Consider the following 21,165-nt stretch of genomic DNA (forward strand, 5'->3'; position numbering starts at 1 on the left):
ATGGGAACGCGAGTGGCGGAATTTTCCAGGCCAGGCATTCTGCCGGCGGAGGCGATTGCAGCCCTGAAGGCTGATGGCGCGATCACCTGCCGGCGCCTTTTCGATGCCGACCAGATCCAGCCCGCCAGCCTCGACCTTCGCCTTGGCCGCACGGCCTGGCGGATCCGGGCCAGCTTCCTGCCCGGCGAGGGTGTCCCGGTCAAGGCACGTCTGGATGATCTGGTGCTGCACAAGCTCGATCTCACCGGCGGCGCGGTGCTGGAAACCGGATGCGTCTATCTGGTGGAACTGTTCGAGCATCTCAGGCTGCCGGCTGATCTTGCGGCCTCCACCAACCCGAAAAGCTCCACCGGGCGGCTGGATGTGTTCGTGCGCGTCATCACCGATGGCGGACGTTCCTTCGATACGATTCCGGCAGGTTACAAGGGCCCGCTCTATCTGGAAATCTCCCCGCGCACCTTCCCCATTCTGGTGCGCACCGGCTCGCGCCTGTCGCAGATCCGGTTCCGGCGCGGCGTGGCCCGGCTGAATGATCTGGAGCTGCTGAGCCTGCAGGCCGCCGAGCGGCTGGTGGACATGGACCCGCCGGATGTCGCGGCGGGCGGTATCGCACTGGGCGTGGATCTGGCCGGCGATGCCTGGGGCGGGCTTCAGGGCTTTCGAGCCAAGCGCCATAGCGGCGTGGTGGATGTGGATGTCTCCGGCGCGCTGGCGATCGAGGATTTCTGGGAGCCCATCCATGTGCGCCCCGGCAGCAAGGGGCAGCTGGTGCTGGACCCGGACGCCTTCTATATCCTCGCCTCGCGCGAGAGCGTACATGTGCCGCCGGACTATGCCGCCGAAATGGTCCCCTTCGATCCGCTGGTGGGGGAATTCCGGGTGCATTATGCCGGCTTCTTCGATCCCGGCTTTGGCCATGCGGGGGCCGGCGGGCTGGGCGCGCGCGCGGTGCTGGAAGTACGCTCGCGCGAGGTGCCGTTCATCCTCGAGCATGGGCAGACCGTGGGCCGCCTTGTCTATGAGCGCATGGCCAGCCGTCCCGAGGCTCTGTATGGGGCGGACCTGAAGTCCAACTATCAGGGGCAGGGGCTGAAACTCTCCAAGCATTTCAGGCCGCTCAGCGCCGGGTGAGGCCGGCCGTCTGAAACCATGTGAGGCGCCGGAAGAGCTCTGCCCCGCAATCGGCGGGGCGGGATTTCCAGTGCGGACATGCCAGAGACCCGCTTATCCGGCGGCGCGCGTGCCGCATGACGCACAGCCATGGATGCCGGGCCCATCCACCCCGACATGCCACCCTGCGGGGCTGGCCGGTGCAAGGCCGGGTGCAGTGCGGAGGATGGTCTGCGCCTGCCTGTTCCTGTGCATTCACAGCGGATGACCTTCATCGCACCCATTGGCGTATGGGGGGGCTCTTTCCCTCTTTGCCTGTGCCGGCCTGTCTGCCCTTGGGACAGGCGAGGCGGCTCTCCTGAACCACTTTCGCCGCGATGATCTCAGGAATGGGGTGGGCGGTCTGCCGAGATGGCATGCTCGCGCCACCAGGGAGACTGGTCCTGTATGCTGGAGCGCAGTTCCCGCAGCGGGCGCAGAAGACTGTCCGAATAGGCCAGATAATCCGCCACCAGTGGCAGTGTACCCTGCACCTCGGGGTCATCGGCCATGCTCAGGGCGGTGGAGATCGCCGCATCCAGCGCCGGGGCTGCCGCAGCCGCGCCGGCATCCGCCGTTTCCGCACGGCCCTGATTGCCGGCCGCGGCATAGGCCAGCTCGAAGGCCGTGAGCGTGCGGGAGCGGGCCGCCTCCACCACCGGAAGTACCTGCTCATTCACATGGGTGTGCTCAAGCCGGGTCGCCGTATCTTCCAGCAAAGCGAGATAGGTGAGCACCACATCCAGCGTGGAGATGAGGTTGGCCGCATCACCCGCCGAATGGCCGAAAATGTGCTCGGCGCCCAGATTGGGCAGGCGCTCGCCGAATTCCTGCACGGTCTGCGCCAGGGGCGAGATGCTCTTTGTCGGTCCGTAATGGGGCCACCATGTCGCCAGCACATTGTGGCAGCGCTTGAGAATGTCATGCAGCTGCGGGCGGAGCTGGTCGGTCAGATAGACGGGCAGGACGAGGAAGGAGACGGTCAGCGCCGTCACCGCGCCAATGGCGGTTTCATAGATGCGGGCGAGCATGCCGTCCGTGCCCAGCCCGCTGATGAGATGCAGCCCCAGCACCACCGAAAAGCCGACCGCGGCCGAGGACACATCGTAGCGGTCCTTCTGGGTGATGAGGGCGATGACCTGTGCGGCCATGCAGGCGCAGGCGATGAACAGCATGTGCTCGCCCAGTGTGAGAAACACGCCCATGCCCAGTAGCACGCCGATAATGGTGCCGAGCGTGCGGTAGCGCACCCGCATATAGGTTTCGCCCAGACTGTTGCCGAGCACGAAGATGACGGTCATCGTCGCCCAATAGGCATGGTCGAGGCCGATGAGGACATCCAGGCCGGTGGTGAGGCCGGTGGCCAGAAAGCCCTGAACCGCCACCTTCATGGGGTTGGACAGCACGCGCCGGCCCCGGGCATCCTCCACCATGATGGGAATGCGGGCGGGCCATGTATTGGGGCCCTGTCCATGATGCAGGCGGCGGATGGGAAAGGGCTTGTTCTCGGTCTCGGCTATGGTATCCACCAGATGCAGCAGGCGCTCGAATGCCGTCAGCGCGCGCAGCAGGGCAAAGCGGGCCTCCGCCGGCAAGGCGGGTGAGAAGGCGCAGGCGCGCAGCAGGCCAATCGCGCGGATGAAGCGCTCCTGCCCCTGCACATCATGGATGTTCATCGCCTCAAGGCGGCGGGCCAGATAATCGGCCGCCGAGGCGAAGGGGCGTCTCCAGTCCACAGCATCGTCCGGCTGTGCCGGCGGGGTATCGGGAATGCAGCTGGCCAGAAGCTCCACCCCCACCCGCAGGCGATACAGCTTGGCGCGCAGCGCCTCGAACTCCTCCATGGCCTCGGGGGCCTCGGCATTGGCATTGGCAAGGGCCGCCCATACCCGCCCGCGCAGGGCCTCCAGCGGCTCGGCATCCTCTTCGGAAAAGGGCAGGCCCTCGCGCACCGCCTCCGACATGCTGCGCAGATAGGCGGCGACGGCGGCTTCCATGTCATGGGTCGTGCGCACATAGGAGGCCACAGCCGAGGGACGCCAGGGCGAAAGGCGCACCAGAGCGGCAATGAACGCGCCCTGGCAATAGGCCGCCAGCAGCCATGCGGCCTCCTCATGCCCCGGGCTGAGCACCGTGCCGACAGTGGCGATGACGGTGACAGCCATGCCCAGCCGCTGCCCCGGCATGCCCCAGCTGCGCAGAAACAGGGCGCAGGCCAGAAGGGGAATGAGCAGCAGTTTCTGGATCAGTGCATTGGTTGCCCCGTCTCCCGGCCCCACCAGCACCATCAGCGCCAGAAACATGGCGCACAGGCTGAACACGCGCAGCATGTTCTGCGCTTCCGCCAGACGGCTGGCGGCGGGGGTGAAGGAGATCATGGACAGCGCACCCGCACCCGCCATCAGCGGAAAGGTGGTGTACATGCCGGCCGGCAGGCCGAAGCTCAGCGCCGTGCCATAGCCGATGAAGATCACCATGGTGAAGCACAGGGCCAGATGCAAGGCGCGGGTGGTATCGATCGCACCGGGGTCGTGATGGGCACGCCATTGCGCCAGACGCTCCATGAGGGGGCGCCTTCGGGACATGAACTGTGGCGGGTGCAGGGGCATGGCGTCGGGCAGATCTCCGGCGTCGTCACTGCCTGATGTCATGCCGGGCGGGGCATGTCCAGAGTGACGCGGGCCATCATCGGGCAGAGAGGTGAACAGGCAGCGAAAACGGGGTGGAAAAGCGGCTTTCGGGTGCGTTGCATCCTCGGCGCGGCGTGTGTTGCAGGGGTTAGTGGCAATATGTTGATCACGCCGCGTCTGTTCTCCGGCATTCCCGTTCCGGAACGGCAGGACCGGCCGGGAAGGGTGTTCTGGCCCAGAGTTGCACCCCATGGCTTCAAACTTGGCGGCAGATGCTCTAAGCCGGGGCCTGACGAGAGGGACGCGCCGCACCTTGGCCGCGCCCGGAACGCGGGGCAGGGGAAGCAGATGCCGAACGAGAAAACGGCGCGGGTGAGCGAACTCTATGCGGCGCGGCTGGCGTCGGGAGACATCAACCAGGATGCCGCCCAGGCCGCCGTGGTCCGGGAGTTCGCCCGGCTGGAACTGGAGCTGCGCCAGCATGTGATGGCGCACAAGTCATCCGCGCTCGGCTGGCTGTTCCAGCGCAAGACACCGCAAGTGAGCACCCCGCAGGGGCTCTATATCTATGGCGAGGTGGGCCGCGGCAAATCCATGCTGATGGACCTCTTCTTCGAGGCGCTGCCCCCCAAATCCAAGCGCCGCGCGCATTTCCATGCCTTCATGGGCGATGTGCACGAGCGCATCTACAAGGAACGCGAGGCGCAGAAGACCAATCCCCGCAAGAATGCCGATCCCATCGCGGTGGTGGGGGCGGAGCTGGCGAGCGAGGCCCGGGTGCTGTGCTTCGACGAATTCTCTGTGACCGATATTGCCGACGCCATGATCCTCGGCCGCCTGTTCGAGAAGCTGTTCGCTGATGGGGTGGTGGTGGTGGCCACCTCCAATGTCGCCCCGAAGAATCTGTATCTCAACGGGCTGAACCGCGCACTCTTCCTGCCCTTCATCGGTGAGATCACCAAACGGATGAAGGTGCTCAACCTTGATTCTCCCACCGATTACCGGATGGAGAAGCTGGAGGGGGTCCATGTCTGGCACACCCCGCTCGGGCCTGAGGCCGATGCGGCGGTGAATGCGGCATGGAGCAGCATTGTCGGCAAGCTGGGCAGCACCCCCGGGGCGCTGCAACTGAAGGGGCGCACCCTCACCATTCCGCAAATGGGCCATGGCGCGGCGCGCTTCACCTTCTCCGACCTGTGCGAGAAGCCGCTGGGGCCGAACCCGGACTATCTGGCCATTGCCCGCCAGTTCCACACCGTGGTGGTGGAGCACATTCCCGTGCTGACCCCGGGGCAGCGCAATGAGGCCAAGCGCTTCATCTCGCTCATCGACACACTCTATGATGCCAATGTGAAGCTCATCGCTTCCGCCGCCGCCATGCCGGAAGAGCTGTATGTGGGGGCTGATGGCACGGAGGCGTTCGAGTTCGCGCGCACCGTCTCCCGTCTCACCGAGATGCGCTCCAGCGAATATATGGCCCGCCCCCATGGCCGGCGTGATTCCGAAGTGCCGGGAGAGATCAAGCCTCCCGCCCCCCAATAGGGCTGAACAGGAGAGCTGACGGGAACAGGCATGGGCCGGCCTCCCATCCGGGGCCGGCCCATGCAAGCCAGTGTCGCGCCCTGCCAAAGCCGGGCCACGCGGGAGCAGGCGGGCAGGATGTTCCGCTCCGGCTGACCCCGCCCCGACCGCCGGCCCGGGCAGATCGTGTCTCAGGCCGGCTCGCCCATCCGGCGGCGGGCGGCGGTGAGCGTGTTTTGCAGCAGGCAGGCAATGGTCATCGGCCCCACGCCACCGGGCACCGGGGTGATGGCCCCGGCCACGGCCCGGGCTTCCTCATAGGCGACATCGCCAACCAGCCGCCCCTTGCCCGCCCCTTCAGCCGGGGGCAGGCGGTTGATGCCGACATCGATAACGATCGCGCCGGGCTTCACCCAGTCCCCCCTCACCAGTTCGGGAACGCCCACGGCGGCAACCAGAATATCGGCGCCGCGGCACACTGCCGGCAGGTCCTGTGTGCGTGAATGGGCCATGGTGACGGTGGCATTGGCCGCCAGAAGCATCTGTGCGATGGGCTTGCCCACCAGAACCGAACGGCCGATCACCACCGCATTCAGGCCGGCAATGTCCTTCCGCACGCTCTCGATCAGCAGCATGGAGCCGAGCGGCGTGCAGGGAACAAGGCCGGGCAGGCCAGCCATGAGGCGGCCGGCATTTTCCGGGTGCAGGCCATCGACATCCTTGGCCGGATCGATGGCGAGGATGACCTTGCCGGAATCGATATGGCGCGGCAGGGGCAGCTGCACCAGAATGCCATCCACCAGATCATCCGCATTCAGCCTGCGCACGAGCGCGAGCAGCTCCGCCTCCGGCGTATCGGCGGGCAGGCGGTATTCGAAACTCTTCATCTCCGCCTCGCGGGTGAGGCGCACCTTTGAGCCGACATAGACCTCGCTGGCCGGGTCATTGCCCACCAGAATGACGGCGAGGCCGGGGCGGCGGCCCTGTTTTCCGGTAAAGGAGATGGCGCCCTTGGCGACATCCGCGCGCAGGGCGGCGGCTGCGGCCTTGCCGTCAATGATCGTCGTGCTGCTGGGGGTGGTCATGAATGGCCTCGTCCTGAATCTGTGACATGTGTGGAGAAAGAGGGCCGGTGCGTCCTGCACATCGCGCGGGTGGCTCAGGCCCGTGGATGGGGAGGGGCGCGGCGGGCATCCCGCCCTGGTTCGTGCGGGATGCCGTCTGGCGGAGGCATCTCCCGTCCGGCAGGGCAGGGGGAAGATGCGCCGGCGGCGCGCACGCCGCGCCGGCATGTCATCAGGCAGGAGGGGGAGGCTTCAGCCCGCTTTTCGCAGGCCGAACTCGGCGGCGCTTTCCGACAGCCAGTGCCAGAAGCTGCCGGCAAAGGAGCGGAACACCGCAATGTCATAGGCCGGCGCCTCGTGCGGCCTGTCGTCCGCGTCCTGCCAGAGGATGATGCCGATATGGGATGCCAGCGTCACCGCCGCATCATCCGGGCCGAAAGCCGCGGGGTGCAGGTCCACCGGCACACCCTTGGCCAGCACGCGCCGGGCGGCGGGGCCGGACAGGCGCACCACGCCATAGCCGGAAGACTGGTCCGCCACCGCGGCAAGGCCGGAGAGATGCGCCGCCAGCCCTTTCGCAAAAGCCCAGCCGCCGCCCTCCTGTATCGCCAGCCAGCTGTCCGGCCCGGTGCCCACCAGCACAAGCCCGTTGCCGCGCGAGACTTTCGCCCCCGCGCGCAGCTCCAGCCCGTAATGGGTGGCGAGCGCGGCTTTCAGCGCCTCATGCCGGCCCCGGCGCACCGTGAGGGTGGCCATGCCCAGCCCGGTGCGCTCGCGGATGACCACCTCTCCGCTTTCGGAAAAACGGGTCTGGCTGATGGGGCCGGCAAAGGCGGAGATGGGGGCGAGAGGGGTGATGATATGCTCAGCCATGGAGCCTGCTCCCTTCAGGATCGAGGAAGACGGGGGAGCACAGCTCCACTTCCACCTCTGTATTGCGCAGAAGATCGACCACCCGCATCCGCTCGCCGATGCGCTCCGGCCCGCGTTTCACCAGCGCCAGCCCCAGCCAGCTTTTCAGGTTGGGAGACCAGGTGATGGAGGTGACATAGCCCTGATCATTCGCGGTGGTGGGGGCGGCGCCCTTTTCCAGCAGATGCGCCCCGCCCGCGAGAGGCTTTCCGGCCTCCACCGGGCGCAGGCCCACAAGCCGCTGGCGGTTCGGGTCCACCATCGCCTCGCGATAGGCCAGCGCCTTGCCCACGAAGTCCTTTTTCGGGGACATCATGCGCCCGAGGCCGACATCCTCCGCCGTGGTGCCCACCATTTCCGGCCCGCCCACATGGCCCTTCTCGATGCGCATGACGCCCAGCGCCTCGGTGCCGTAGAAGCAGGCGCCCAGTGGTTGTCCAGCCGCCTCAAGGGCGCGCGCGAGGGCCTCGCCATAATGGGCCGGCACCGCGATCTCATAGGCTAGCTCGCCGGAGAAGGAGATGCGGAACAGGCGCACCGGCACGCCGGCCCACTCAAATTCCGCCACGCCCATGAAGGGGAAGGCGGTGTTTGAAAGATCGAACGTTTCGCCCAGCAGCTTCTGCAACAGCTCGCGCGAGCGGGGGCCCGCCACCGCATATTGCGCCCAGGCTTCGGAGATCGAGGCGATCTGCACATCCAGCTCCGGCCACAGCACCTGCGCGCAAAAGTTCAGATGCTTCATGATGCGCCCGGCATTGGCGGTGGTGGTGGAGACCACGAACTGCTCCTCGCCGAACCGCGCCACCGTGCCGTCATCGAGGATGAAGCCATCCTCGCGCAGCATCACCCCGTAACGCGCCTTGCCCACGGGCAGCTTGGCGAAGGCATTGATATAGATGCGGTTGAGGAATTCCGCTGCATCCGGCCCCTGCACATCGATCTTGCCCAGCGTGGAGACATCGCAGATGCCGGCCGCCGTGCGGGTGGTGAGCACCTCCCGGTTCACCGTATCGCGCCATTCGGTTTCTCCCGGGCGGGCATACCATTGCGGGCGCAGCCACTGGCCGGTTTCGATGAAGGTGGCGTTCAGTTCCCGCGCATGGGCATGGCCGGAGATCAGCCGGGTGGGCTTGAATTCCATGCCGCGCGCATGGCCGGCAAACGCGCCGATGGCCACGGGCACGGAAGGCGCGCGCGCCACCGTTGTGCCCACCTGCTCCATGGGCTTGCCCGCAAGCGCGGCCATGATGGCCTGGCCATTGATATTGGAGAGCTTGCCCTGATCGGTCGCCATGCCCAGCGTGGTGTAGCGCTTGAGCAGTTCCACCGAGCGATAGCCCTCGCGATGGGCAAGGGTGATGTCTGCCGCCGTCACATCATGCTGGAAATCGACAAAAGCCTTCCGGGCGCCGTCCACGGGCCAGACAGGCGAGACACCATAGACCTCATCCGCCGCCTGAGGGGCCGGGCCCGGTGCGCCATGGTGGCCGGCATCCGCCGCGGCCTCAAGCCCGGCCGCATGGCCGCCCTTCAGGGCCGCGCCAAGGCCGAAAGCCCCCCCCGCCGCGCCGACAGCCACCATGCCGCTGGGCAGGCCGCCGGGAAGAAAGGTTGCCAGCGCCTCGTTCCACACCGGTCGTGCGCCCGTATGGGTGGAGAGCGCCAGAAGGGGATTGAACCCGCCAGACATGGCCAGCCCATCCGCCCGCACGCTCTGCTTCCGGCCTGAGGCATCGGTGAAGGTCACCTCGCGCAGGGCCTTGCCGCCATGGGTGGCGATGACCTGCCCGCCCGTGATGACATGCAGCCCCGCCGCCTTGCCGCGCGCGGTGAGGCCGGCATCCACATCATCGCGCGCATCAATCAGGGCAGGGACATGTGCCCCTGCCGCCGCCAGATCGAGGGCGGTGCGCCAGCCATTGTCATTATTGGTGAAAACCACCAGCTCCCGTCCGGCCAGAACGCCAAAGCGGTGGGCATAGGCGCGCATGGCGCCGGCCATCATCACGCCCGGCCTGTCATTGCCGTTGAACACCAGCGGCCGCTCCAGCGCGCCGGTGGCCAGAATGGAGCGGCGGGCCACGATCTGCCACAGGCGCTGGCGCGGCTGGTGGGCGGCAGGGTGGGGCAGATGGTCGGCCACCTTCTCGATCGCGCCATAGGTGCCGCTGTCATACACGCCAAAGATGGCGGTGCGCGGCATCAGCGTCACATGCGGCAGGCTGGCGAGTTCATCGAGGGCGGCGCTGTGCCAGTGGCGGGCGCTGTGCCCGTCTATCTCCGTATCCTTTTCCGCCAGCAGACGGCCGCCCAGGCGAAAATCCTCATCGCACAGGATCACCCGCGCGCCGGCCCGCCCGGCCGCCAGCGCCGCCGCCAGCCCTGCCGGGCCGGAGCCGATGACCAGCACATCGCAGAAGGCAAAAGCCTTTTCATAGGAATCCGGGTCAGGCAGGCCGGCAGAGCGCCCAAGGCCGGCCGCCCGGCGGATCGCGGGTTCATATATCTTTTCCCAGAAGGCGGAGGGCCATTTGAAGGTCTTGTAGTAGAAGCCCGCGACGAATACGGGCGAGAACAGGCCGTTTATGGCCCCCACATCATGTTCAAGGCTTGGCCAGCGGTTCTGGCTGCGGGCGAGCAGGCCCTCATACAGCTCAACCGTGGTGGCCTTGCAGTTGGGCTCGCGCCGCGCGCCCTCGCGCAGTTCCACCAGAGCGTTCGGCTCCTCGGAACCGGCCGTGAGGATGCCGCGCGGGCGGTGATACTTGAAGGAGCGGCCCACCAGCCTCACCCCGTTGGCCAGCAAAGCGGAGGCCAGCGTGTCGCCCGCATGGCCCTCATAGGCGCGGCCGTCGAAGCTGAAGGAGATGCGCCGGGTGTAATCGATGGCGGGCGCGCCCGTGATACGGTTGGTCTGGCCCATCACACGGCCTCCTTCCGGGCAGGAACATTGCGGGCAAGGGTAACGCTGTGGATCTCGTGGGTCCGGGTATCGCGCTCCACCAGCAGCCAGGAGCGGCAGCCATTGTCGTGGTACCACCAGCCCTTGTGGCGGCCGAACGGATTGGTGCGCAGATAGGTGCGCTCGAAGGCATCGCCCGTGGCCTCGGCATCGCCCTGATAGGTGAACTCACGCAGATCACGGGATCCGCAATAGGGGCATGGAATGCGCATGATGATCTCTCGTCATCTGGAGTTCAGTGCAGGTTGGGCTGGGCGCCCTGCGCCTTTTCATCAATCATCGCCCCGCGGGCGAAGCGGTCGAGCCGGTAGGCGGCGGCCTCCGGTGCGGGCTGCCCGGTGGCGATCAGATGGGCGAAGCAATGGCCGGAAGCCGGCGTGGCCTTGAAGCCGCCATAGCACCAGCCGGCATTCATATAGAGACCCTCGACGGGTGAACGGTCGATGATGGGCGAGCCATCCATGGTCATGTCCATGATGCCGCCCCATGAGCGCAGGATGCGCACGCGGCCGATGGCGGGCATGAGGGCCATGCCGCCCTCGCACACATCCTCCACCGTTGGCAGGTTGCCGCGCTGGGCATAGGAATTGTAGCCGTCAATATCGCCACCGAACACAAGGCCGCCCTTGTCGGATTGCGAGACATAGAAATGCCCCGCCCCGAAGGTGACCACCGTATCCAGAAGCGGCTTGATGGCTTCTGTCACGAAGGCTTGCAGCACATAGCTCTCGATCGGCAGGCGCAGATCCGCCATGGCGGCGACGCGTGAGGAATTGCCGGCCACCGCCATGCCCACCTTGCCGGCGCGGATGGCGCCGCGCGTGGTCTCCACCCCGGTGATGGCGCCTGTCGCATCGCGCCGGAAGCCGGTGACCTCGCAATTCTGGATGATATCCACCCCGCGCCGGTCCGCCGCGCGGGCATAGCCCCACACCACGGCATCATGGCGCGCCGTGCCGCCGCGTCGCTGGATGAGGCCGCCCCTGATGGGAAAGCGGGCATTGTCGAAGGCGAGGAAGGGGACCATCTGCCTCACCTGATCGAGCGAGAGCAGCTCCGCATCGATACCTTCAAGGCGCATGGCGTTGCCACGCCGCACGAAGGCATCGCGCTGGGCATCGGAGTGGATGAGGTTCAGCACGCCGCGCTGGGAGACCATGGTGTTGTAATTGAGGTCCTGCTCCATGCCCTCCCACAGTTTCATGGAGAGTTCATAGAAGGCGGAATTGCCCGGAAGCATGTAGTTGGAGCGGATGATGGTGGTGTTGCGCCCGGCATTGCCGGAGCCGATCCAGCCCTTTTCTATCACTGCGACATTAGTGATGCCGTGGTTTCTGGCCAGATAATAGGCCGTGGCCAGGCCGTGACCGCCGCCACCAATGATGATGACATCATAGGCGGCCTTGGGTGCGGCATCGCGCCAGGCCGGCTTCCATGTGCGGTGGCCGGTGAGGGCATGGGCGGCGAGGGAGAGAAAGTTGTAGCGCATGGGAAGCCATTTGCCTTGCTGACAGGCGGCAGTTCCTGCCGGCTGTGTCGTCTGAACCGGGCGCATGCGCCCTGCCTGAAGGACCATGCCGGCTGACCGGCGTTGTTTTGAGCATGATGGAATTTCAGGCGCACTCTTGCCCTTGAGCGACGTTTGCATGATCCTCAGAGACATGATGCAGAAAGTTTCCCGGATCGGTTTCGTCCTGTTGCCCGGCTTTGCGATGATGTCCTGCTCATCCGCGCTGGAGCCTCTGCGCGCGGCCAATATCCTTGCCGGAGAAGAGCTTTATGGCTGGCGCCTCCTCTCGCTGGATGGCGCGCCGGTTGTGGCCTCAAACCGCCTGCGGGTGGAGGTGGATGGTGCGCTGGATGATGTGGAGGGGCTGGACACCATCATCGTGTGCGCGGGCGGAAATCCGGCTGAGTTTGATGATGCGCGCCTGTGGCGCTGGCTGCGGGCGGTGGCGCGGCGCGGCCTCACGCTCGGGGGCGTTTCCGCCGGGCCCTATCTGCTGGCGCGCGCCGGGGTGCTGGATGGCTATCGCGCCACGGTGCACTGGGAGCATGCGGCCGCGTTCGCCGAGGAGTTCACCCGTGTGGAGCTGCGCTCATCCCTGTTCGAGGCGGACCGCAACCGGCTCACCTGCGCCGGGGGCGTGGCGGCACTGGACATGATGCATCATGTGATTGGCGAGGCACACGGATTTGCCCTTGCACGGGCGGTGGGAGACTGGTTCCTGCAAGCCCATGTGCGCCCCGGCGAGGGGGAGCAGCGCCTTGGCCTGCCGGAGCGGCTGGGAGTGCGCAATGCCAGGCTGGAGCGCATCATCGACATGATGGAAAGCCGCATAGAAAGCCCCGCCACCCGCGAGGAGCTGGCGCAGGCCGCGCAGATCTCCCTGCGCCAGATCGACCGGCTTTTCGCCGAACATCTCGGCATGGGCGCGGAGGCCTATTACCAGAATATCCGCCTCACCCGTGCCCGGGAGCTGCTGCGCCAGACCAATCTGCCCATCACCGAAGTGGCAATGGCGACAGGCTTTTCCAGCGCCAGCCATTTTTCGCGCGCCTACAGGCGCAAATATGCCCGCGCCCCGCGAGAGGAACGGGTGTGAAACGACACTGCCGGCGCGGGGCCGGCAGTGCGCAGGATGCAGGCTTTCTGGCGCAAGGCCCTCAGGCGCGCGGGCGCTCCTTCTTCGGGTCATAATAGGGAAAGGGCGCGATGGTGGCCGCGATCCGCTTGATATGGCCATCCAGCCGCCCCACCTCCACCGCCGTGCCGGGCTCGGCATGGGCGACATCCACCCGCGCCAGGGCGATGAGCTGGCCATCACGCGGGGTGCGCATGGCGGAACAGATCTCGCCCACCTGTGCGCGGCCGATGCGGATACAGTCGCCATGGGCAACCGGATCCTGCCCCTCCACCAGCAGGCCGACAAATTTTCGCGATGGATGCTCCTTGCGCCGCACCAGCGCCGCGCGCCCCACAAAATCGGCGGTCTTGGATTTCAGCGGCACGGTAAAGCCGATGCCCGCCTCATAGGGGTCTGTCTGGTCGGAAAAATCATAACCGGCGAAAATGAGCCCGGCCTCGATACGCACCAGATCCAGCCCCGCCAGGCCCATGGGCCTCAAGCCCAGCGGCTGGCCGGCGGCCCAGACCGCATCGAACACCACATCCCCATCCCGGGGGTGGCAGAAGACTTCATAGCCCAGCTCGCCCGTATAGCCGGTGCGCGAGACCACCACCGGCGCGCCATCCGCCCCGCCAATGCGCCCCACGGTGAAGCGGAACCAGCCCAGCTCCGCGAGCGCGGGCTGATGCGGCGGCGTCCAGATGATCTCCTGCAGGAGATCGCGGGATTTCGGCCCCTGCACCGCGAGATTGTGAAGCTGATCGGTCGAGGAGCGGATCGTGACATTGAGCCCGAGACGGGCAGCCTCCTCGCGCATCCACACACCGCCTTCATCGCTGCCGCCAATCCAGCGGAAATTGTGCGGGCCAAGGCGGAACAGCGTGCCGTCATCCATCATGCCGCCATGGGGATAGCACATGGCGGAATAGACCACCTGCCCCTGTCCCAGCTTGCTGACATCGCGCGTGAGCACCCAGTTCATCAGCGCCTCGGAATCCGGCCCGGTGACCTCAAACTTGCGCAGGGCGGAAAGGTCCATCACCACCACGCCCTCGCGGCAGGCCCAGTAGCTTTCCACCGGGTCGCATGCGGGGAAGGCATTGGGCAGCCAGAAGCCGCGATATTCCACCATATCGCGGGTGAGGGCGGCGAACTTCTCGTGGAAGGCGGTCTGGCGCGTCATGATCGGCTCCGCATCGGGCAAAGGGCGCCAGGCGGTGGCGCGCTGGAAACGCTCTTGCCCCGCATAGGTGCGCACATGAATATCTGTGGGATTCCAGCCATTTGCGGCCGAGGTGTCATCCGGGCAGGCGGAAGAGACGCAGACGAGATCTGTCAGCGCCCGCAGCAGCACATAATCCCCCGGACGCGACCATGGCTCATCGGCATACATCACCCCATGGGCATCAATGCCGGTATTGAAGAAGAAGTTGGCCGCCATCCACCCCTTCCGGGCGGGAATGCCATGGGGTGCAATCGCCATGTTGAAGTTGTCAGAGCAGTTGATATGGCCGGGATAGCCAATGTCGTCATAATATTTGGGGTGGCAGGCAAGGGCGAAGGCATCATGCCGCCCGCATGTATCCTGCACCACCTCCACCAGAGCTGTATAATCATGGTCGAAATATTTCGCATGCAGGCCGGGCATGGGGTAGGCATGGCCCTGAATGGTGCGGGTGGTGGTGACATCCAGCGGGTGGAAGATGCCGTGATCCACCTTGCGGGCGTCAAAACACTGGAAATCCGTGCACTGGCGGCCATCGACATCAATGATCTGGATATAGTCCCCGGCCTTCACCAGATAGGCTCCGGCGGTGCGGCTGTGGATGCGGATATCCTGCAGCGGATCCGCCAGGGGATCAGGCAGGGCAAAGCTGCCGGCAGGGCGGGCTTTGGCGCGGGTGATGCGCACGGTGAGGGGGGTGGCGGTATTCTGCCGCTCGGGGTCCATCGGCCCGCCGGGGGCGGCGATGATGAGCCAGCCTTCCCCCTGTGCGGTGAGGCGGGCCGTGTCACCGGGGCGGGATGTTTCGCCAAAGGCCGAGAGGGCGCGCGCACCGTGCAGGGCAATGTGCCGGGCCGCAAGGCTGTCTGCCAGCCGCTTCAGGCTGGCATTGCCGGAGGCGAGCAGGGTGCGCAGGCCATCTGCCGGGCTATCAGCCACCATGCCCAGCAAAGCGGGGTCAAGGCGGCCATCCAGATGCGCGCCCAGGATTTCCGCCCGCTGGCCACCCTCGTCATTGATGATTTCAATCTGATCGCCCGCATGAATCTGGAGCGATATGGCCCCGGCGCCGGGCACAGTGTAGCGCTCCTGTGCGGGGGCAAGGGAAAAGGCCGCGGCCCGGCGCGCGAAAGTGGGGCGGGGCGGGCCGGGACGCAGCAGGCCCGGCGGAAGCAGCACCATAGACATCTCCCGGAAAGGACCGGGCACCTGCCGGAGACGATCCCGGAAGGCCCGGCAGGGCAGGCGAAACCGCCGGCATGGGTGGTTCATGGAAAGCCCCCCGGCCGAAGATGCGCGCCGGGATGGCCTGTTCAGATCCGCATGATGGACACGCAGGGCGTGGCCGGCATGTTCAGTTGGTCAGATAGGCTTCCATTGAATCATCCAGCGCATCCTTCCAAGGCGTGTGATGTATGGGGGCCATGGTGCCGGTGATGATGGACTTGTAGCAATTGTTGCGGAAGCCCATGATATCTTCCGTCTTGTGCTTCTTCCACTTGTAGAAGGCCTCGCACGCCCCATCCACATCGAAGCTGGGATAGTCGGTTTCGGCGATCAGTTCCTTCACATAGTCGCCCTGATACTTGATGGCGTATTTCACGTCATCCGAGGCCTCCTCGCGGGCGATGCGCTCGGCCACGTCGGCAAGCAGGACCTGCTTGTCCTGCGGCACCTGGATGCGGCCCAGAATGATGTCGCGCACATACCAGGCCTGGGCGTCGAACATGTTGAAGGTGAACCACTGGTCCTGCATGCCCAGATAGAAGAGCGCCGGATTGTGAACCCAGACGACCCCCTTGTAGAGATCCGCCGTTGCCAGCCGGTTGGCCGTCTTCAGCCGCAGGTCATCCGGCAGGAAGGGGAAATGGTGCTTGTAGCCGGTGCACAGGATGATGGCGTCTATGTTCCGGCTGGAGCCATCGGCGAAATGGGCGGTCTTGCCGCTGACCCGCACAAGGGCGGGCTTCTCCTCCCAGTTGTCCGGCCAGTTGAAGCCCATGGGGGCCGAGCGATAGCAGGTGGTGACAGAACGGGCTCCATATTTCCAGCATTGGGAGCCAATATCCTCCGCGGAATAGGAGGAGCCCATGAGAAGAACGTCACGTCCCTCGAATTCGCGGGCGTCACGGAAGTCATGGGCATGGACGATGCGACCGCTGAAGCTTTCAAAACCTTCATATTCTGGAACATTCGGGGTGGAGAAGTGGCCGGATGCGACGATCACATGATCGAACCGCTCCTTGTACACCCTGTCCTGCGCCAGATCATGGACGGTGACGGTGAAGTCTTTGGCATCCCTGTCATATTCGACATAGCGCACCACAGTGGAAAAGCGGATCATGTCGCGCACGCCGGCCTTGAGAACGCGCCCCTCAATATAGTCGAACATGACAGCGCGGGGGGGATAGGAGGCAATCTGCTTGCCGAAATGCTCCTCGAAGGAGTAATCGGCAAATTCAAGACCCTCTTTCGGGCCGTTGGTCCACAAATAGCGGTACATGGAACAGTGAACCGGCTCTCCATTCTCGTCCAGACCGGTTCTCCATGTATAGTTCCACAATCCTCCCCAGTTTGACTGCTTTTCAAAGCAGACGATCTCCGGAACCTGCGCCCCTTTGTTTGCCGCAGACTGAAAGGCCCGCAATTGGGCAAGTCCTGAAGGGCCTGCACCGATAATGGCGACACGCTTGCTCATGTTTCTGAAACTCTCTCATCTTGTGGAGGAAAGATGGAAGCCGGCCGTTCCGATAGAACAGAGCTAGCCGCATTTTGAGCTTCAGGGTCAACAATATTTCTTATGCGGAATTAAATTTGACAATATTTCAGCACCATGCCTTTTTGCGCGGCAGGGTGTGTGCGCATGAAACGGGCGAAGAGGGGCAGTTGAGCGCAGTTTCCATGCGTCTGCCGCGCAGTATGGCGTCCTGATATCCCGCATTAGGGCGCAGAGGCGTGTCCGAATCGAGTAAAGGGAATGGTTTTGAGGGTGGTTTCGCCCCGTAACCATACCCTGATTGTTTGCATATACTTCAGGCTTTCCGTCATCGCGCAGGACAATGCCAGATGCCCCGCGCGCCGGGGTGGCGTGCAGGGCGGGCGCGGGAAAGGGAAATGGCTGAAAGCTCAGCCCAGTCGTTCGGAGGCGTAACTGCCGGGGCTGGCGGGGAAGATCACGGTGCGGTCCTTGTTCAGGAACACGCGGTGGTGGATATGGGCATGAATGGCCCGCGCCAGCACCTGCGCCTCCACATCCCGTCCGATGGAGACATAGTCCGCCGCATTCTGGGCATGGGTGATGCGCGCGACATCCTGCTCGATGATCGGCCCTTCATCCAGATCGGCGGTCACATAGTGGGCAGTTGCGCCAATCAGCTTCACGCCGCGCCCGTAAGCCTGCTTGTAGGGGTTCGCGCCCTTGAAGCTGGGCAGGAAGGAGTGATGGATATTGATGATGCGCCCGGACATGGTCTGGCACATGTCATCGGAAAGAATCTGCATGTAGCGCGCCAGAACGATCAGCTCCGCGCCTGTCTGGCGCACAATGTCCATGATGCGCGCCTCCGCTTCCGGCTTGTTGGCCTTGGTCACGGGAATATGGTGGAAGGGAATGTCATGGTTCACCACCAGCTTCTGATAATCGAAGTGGTTGGAGATGACCGCGACGATATCAATCGGCAATGCGCCGATCTTCCAGCGATAGAGCAGGTCGTTCAGGCAGTGGCCGAAGCGCGAGACCATGATGACAACCTTCATCCGCTCGGCGGTGTCATGGAAGGCGAAGTCCATGTCGAACGGGGCGGCCACTTCCCCAAAGCCGGCGCGAATATCCTCCAGCCCGACCTTGTCCTGGGAGTTGAAACCCACGCGCATGAAGAAGCGGTCGGTTTCCATGTCATCGAACTGGGCGCTGTCCACGATATTGCAGCCCTTGGCCGCAAGATAGGTGGAAATGGCCGCAACAATACCGCGCCGCGTGGGACAGGTGACAGTGAGAACGAACTGGCTCATGGGTCAGCTTTCCTGAAATAAGGCTCATCACGCCGGCCATGTGCGCTGGTGTTATGGCGCAGACGGATGCAAGGTAAGAACAGCCGGTACGGCCCGTTGGGCTCCCCATGCCGGAGAGCATCAAATGTGTCAATGGCTTGCGCGGGCTGGCGCACAGTCCGCGCGGTTCGGTCACACATCCAGCGTGGTTTCGCGCTCCCAGCTGGTGAAGTGGTTGCAGAAGCTCTGCCACTCGCCCGATTTCAGCTTGACGAAGGCATCGGAGAATTCCTGCCCCATGGCGCTCACCAGCCCTTCGTCCTGCTCATAGGCGCGCAGGGCGTCCAGCAGGTTGAGCGGCAGCTTGGGTGCGCCGGTGATCCTGTGGCCATCCCGATACATGTCGATGTCATGATGCGGGCCGGGGTCGGCCTGCGTGCGGATGCCATCGAGCCCGGCGGCGATCACCACCGCCTGGAGCAGATAGGGGTTCACCGCTCCGTCCGGCAGGCGCAGCTCGAAACGGCCGGGGCCGGGCACGCGCACCATGTGGGTGCGGTTGTTGCCGGTCCATGTCACGGAATTGGGCGCCCATGTCGCCCCGGATGTGGTGCGCGGGGCGTTGATGCGCTTGTAGGAGTTCACCGTCGGGTTGGTGATGGCCGCCAGCGCCGAGGCATGTTTCATGATGCCGCCGAGAAAATGCCGGCCCTGCGCGGAGAGGCTGAAGGGCATGGATTTGTCGGCAAAGGCATTCTGGCTGCCATCCAGATTCCACACGGAAATATGCACATGGCAGCCATTGCCGGTGAGCCCCTTGAAAGGCTTGGGCATGAAGGTGGCGCGCAGCCCGTGCTTCTCGGCAATGGACTTGACCATGAACTTGAAGAAGGAATGCTTGTCGGCCGTTGTGAGGGCGTCATCATATTCCCAGTTCATCTCGAACTGGCCGTTCGCGTCCTCATGGTCGTTCTGGTAGGGCTTCCAGCCCAGTTCCAGCATGCAATCGCAGATCTCGGCGATCACATCATAGCGCCGCATCACCGCCTGCTGGTCATAACAGGGCTTTTCATGGGTGTCGTGCGGGTCGGAGATGCGCTCGCCATCGGGAGTGGTGAGGAAGAATTCGGGCTCCACGCCGGTTTTCACCCGCAGCCCCTCGGCGGCGGCCTCCTCGACCAGCCGCTTGAGCACCACACGGGGCGCCTGCTGGACGGGCTTGTCCTCCATCACGCAGTCTGCCGCCACCCAGGCCACCCCGGGTTTCCATGTGAGGGGAAAGACGGCGGAGGAATCCGGCACGGCGAACAGGTCCGGGTGGGCCGGGGTCAGGTCCAGCCATGTGGCGAAGCCGGCAAAGCCCGCGCCATTTTCCTGCATGTCCGCAATGGCGGCGGCGGGAACCAGCTTGGCCCGCTGGCCACCCAGCAGGTCCGTATAGCTAATCATGAAATATTTGATGCCGTTTTCTGCGGCATAAGCAGACAGATCCATGGTCATGACGGCCTCTGCTTGGAAGAGGGTGGGGCGCGGTGCGCAGGGCATTCGGTCTCGTTCCCGCGCAGGAGCCTGCGCGGGGGGTGCTGGTGTCAGGAGGGTCAAACCTGTGGTGCGCCGTGCAGGGCTGGCGCGGTTTCATGGAAGGTTCAGGCAAATCCCGGGCCAGCCGGTTGCATCTGCGCCTGTCTTCCGGGGCCGGAGCGACCTTTCAGGCCGCGCCGGTCCATGCGTCGGGAGGCTCAGAAACCGGCCTTTCCGGGAATCCAGCCTGTGCCCGCCAGCGGCACCTGCGCCATGGCGGAGGCTTCGAGCGTGAGGGCCACGAGGTCCTCCGGCTCCAGATTGTGCAGATTGTTGTGGCCGCAGGCGCGGGCGATGGTCTGCGCCTCCAGCGTCATCACCTTCAGGTAGTTGGCAAGGCGGCGACCGGCGAGGATCGGGTCCAGCCGCTTGGCCAGCTCCGGGTCCTGCGTGGTGATGCCGGCCGGGTCCTTGCCCTCGTGCCAGTCATCATAGGCCCCGGCGGTGGTGCCGAGCTTGTGGTATTCCTCTTCCCAGTGCGGATCGTTGTCACCCAGAGCCACAAGGGCGGCGGTGCCGATGGCCACCGCATCCGCGCCCAGCGCCAGGGCTTTCGCCACATCCGCGCCCGAGCGGATGCCGCCGGAGACGATGAGCTGAACCTTGCGATGCATGCCAAGATCCTGAAGCGCCTGCACGGCAGGGCGGATGCAGGCGAGGGTGGGCATGCCCACATGCTCGATGAACACATCCTGCGTGGCGGCGGTGCCGCCCTGCATGCCGTCCACCACCACCACGTCCGCGCCGGCCTTCACCGCAAGGGCGGTGTCGTAATAGGGGCGCGCGCCACCCACCTTGATATAGATGGGCTTCTCCCAGTCCGTGATCTCGCGCAGTTCAAGGATCTTGATTTCAAGATCGTCCGGCCCGGTCCAGTCCGGGTGGCGACAGGATGAGCGCTGGTCGATGCCCTTGGGCAGGGTGCGCATCTGGGCCACGCGGTCGGAGATCTTCTGGCCCAGCAGCATGCCGCCGCCGCCGGGCTTGGCGCCCTGGCCGATGACGATCTCGATCGCATCCGCCCGGCGCAGGTCTTTCGGGTTCATGCCATAGCGCGAGGGCAGATACTGGTAGACCAGCGTTTCTGAATGGCCGCGTTCCTCGTCCGTCATGCCGCCATCACCGGTGGTGGTGGAGGTGCCGGCAAGGGTCGCCCCGCGCCCCAGCGCCTCCTTGGCCGCGCCGGAGAGCGCGCCGAAGCTCATGCCGGCGATGGTGATGGGCGTGGCGAGCCTGATCGGCTTCTTGGCATGGCGCGTGCCCAGCGTCACCGAGGTGTCGCAGCGCTCGCGGTAGCCCTCCAGCGGATAGCGCGACATGGATGCGCCAAGGAACAGCAGGTCATCGAAGTGCGGCACCTTGCGCTTCGCGCCGCCGCCACGGATGTCATAGATGCCGGTGGCCGCCGCGCGCCGGATTTCAGCGAGCGTGTAGTCATCGAAGGTCGCGGACTTGCGCGGCGGCGTCACGGGGTTCGAGTAGCTCATGGCCTGTCTCC

Annotated in this window: 14 protein-coding genes; 3 read left to right on the forward strand and 11 right to left on the reverse strand. The window is 65.1% G+C overall.

The annotated features are described in order from the left end of the window. Positions 1-12: 12 nt before the first annotated feature. Positions 13-1,131 carry a 2'-deoxycytidine 5'-triphosphate deaminase gene (locus ACT6QG_RS15350; protein WP_444978458.1) on the forward strand — a complete coding sequence of 373 codons (1,119 nt, stop codon included), beginning with the start codon at positions 13-15 and terminating at the stop codon, positions 1,129-1,131. A gap of 362 nt (positions 1,132-1,493) precedes the next feature. Here ACT6QG_RS15350 and ACT6QG_RS15355 read toward each other — a convergent pair whose 3' ends face one another. Further along, positions 1,494-3,713, reverse strand: coding sequence for an FUSC family protein (locus ACT6QG_RS15355; RefSeq protein ID WP_444978459.1), 2,220 nt, complete (start codon positions 3,711-3,713; stop codon positions 1,494-1,496). A 414-nt stretch (positions 3,714-4,127) separates the two neighbouring features. On the opposite strand from ACT6QG_RS15355, the gene zapE reads away from it, so the two are divergent. Further along, positions 4,128-5,321, forward strand: a complete 1,194-nt coding sequence (zapE, locus tag ACT6QG_RS15360) for a cell division protein ZapE (RefSeq protein WP_444978460.1) — start codon at positions 4,128-4,130, stop codon at positions 5,319-5,321. A 170-nt stretch (positions 5,322-5,491) separates the two neighbouring features. Here zapE and folD read toward each other — a convergent pair whose 3' ends face one another. The 5 genes from folD to ACT6QG_RS15385 form a co-directional block, all read right to left on the reverse strand. Then, positions 5,492-6,385 (reverse strand): bifunctional methylenetetrahydrofolate dehydrogenase/methenyltetrahydrofolate cyclohydrolase FolD, encoded by an 894-nt coding sequence (gene folD / locus ACT6QG_RS15365; protein ID WP_444978461.1) that lies wholly within the window; start codon positions 6,383-6,385, stop codon positions 5,492-5,494. Between the two features lie 231 nt (positions 6,386-6,616). Then, positions 6,617-7,237, reverse strand: coding sequence for a sarcosine oxidase subunit gamma (locus tag ACT6QG_RS15370; RefSeq protein WP_444978462.1), 621 nt, complete (start codon positions 7,235-7,237; stop codon positions 6,617-6,619). Continuing rightward, positions 7,230-10,202, reverse strand: a complete 2,973-nt coding sequence (locus ACT6QG_RS15375; protein ID WP_444978463.1) for a sarcosine oxidase subunit alpha family protein — start codon at positions 10,200-10,202, stop codon at positions 7,230-7,232. Before ACT6QG_RS15375 ends, ACT6QG_RS15370 begins: the two co-directional genes overlap by 8 nt. Further along, positions 10,202-10,453 (reverse strand): sarcosine oxidase subunit delta, encoded by a 252-nt coding sequence (locus ACT6QG_RS15380; protein WP_444978464.1) that lies wholly within the window; start codon positions 10,451-10,453, stop codon positions 10,202-10,204. Before ACT6QG_RS15380 ends, ACT6QG_RS15375 begins: the two co-directional genes overlap by 1 nt. A gap of 23 nt (positions 10,454-10,476) precedes the next feature. After that, positions 10,477-11,730: a sarcosine oxidase subunit beta family protein gene (locus ACT6QG_RS15385; RefSeq protein WP_444978465.1), complete on the reverse strand. Its 1,254-nt coding sequence runs from the start codon at positions 11,728-11,730 to the stop codon at positions 10,477-10,479. 172 nt (positions 11,731-11,902) lie between these two features. Between ACT6QG_RS15385 and ACT6QG_RS15390 the strand changes: the two genes are divergently transcribed. Beyond that, positions 11,903-12,847, forward strand: coding sequence for a GlxA family transcriptional regulator (locus ACT6QG_RS15390; RefSeq protein WP_444978466.1), 945 nt, complete (start codon positions 11,903-11,905; stop codon positions 12,845-12,847). 61 nt (positions 12,848-12,908) lie between these two features. Here the strand turns inward: ACT6QG_RS15390 and ACT6QG_RS15395 are convergent, their stop codons facing one another. The 5 genes from ACT6QG_RS15395 to ACT6QG_RS15415 form a co-directional block, all read right to left on the reverse strand. Then, on the reverse strand, positions 12,909-15,278 hold the full coding sequence (locus tag ACT6QG_RS15395; protein ID WP_444978467.1) for a trimethylamine N-oxide demethylase: 2,370 nt from the start codon (positions 15,276-15,278) through the stop codon (positions 12,909-12,911). 172 nt (positions 15,279-15,450) lie between these two features. Beyond that, positions 15,451-16,794, reverse strand: coding sequence for a trimethylamine monooxygenase (locus ACT6QG_RS15400; protein WP_444978468.1), 1,344 nt, complete (start codon positions 16,792-16,794; stop codon positions 15,451-15,453). Between the two features lie 428 nt (positions 16,795-17,222). Then, a complete protein-coding gene (gene purU, locus ACT6QG_RS15405) occupies positions 17,223-18,107 on the reverse strand; it encodes a formyltetrahydrofolate deformylase (protein ID WP_444978469.1) in 885 nt (294 codons plus the stop codon). Between the two features lie 171 nt (positions 18,108-18,278). Continuing rightward, positions 18,279-19,586 carry a type III glutamate--ammonia ligase gene (gene glnT, locus ACT6QG_RS15410; RefSeq protein WP_444978470.1) on the reverse strand — a complete coding sequence of 436 codons (1,308 nt, stop codon included), beginning with the start codon at positions 19,584-19,586 and terminating at the stop codon, positions 18,279-18,281. Between the two features lie 239 nt (positions 19,587-19,825). Beyond that, a complete protein-coding gene (locus ACT6QG_RS15415) occupies positions 19,826-21,154 on the reverse strand; it encodes an FMN-binding glutamate synthase family protein (RefSeq protein ID WP_444978471.1) in 1,329 nt (442 codons plus the stop codon). Positions 21,155-21,165 lie beyond the last annotated feature (11 nt).

The organism is Haloleucobacter ellipsoideus, assembly GCF_052491725.1.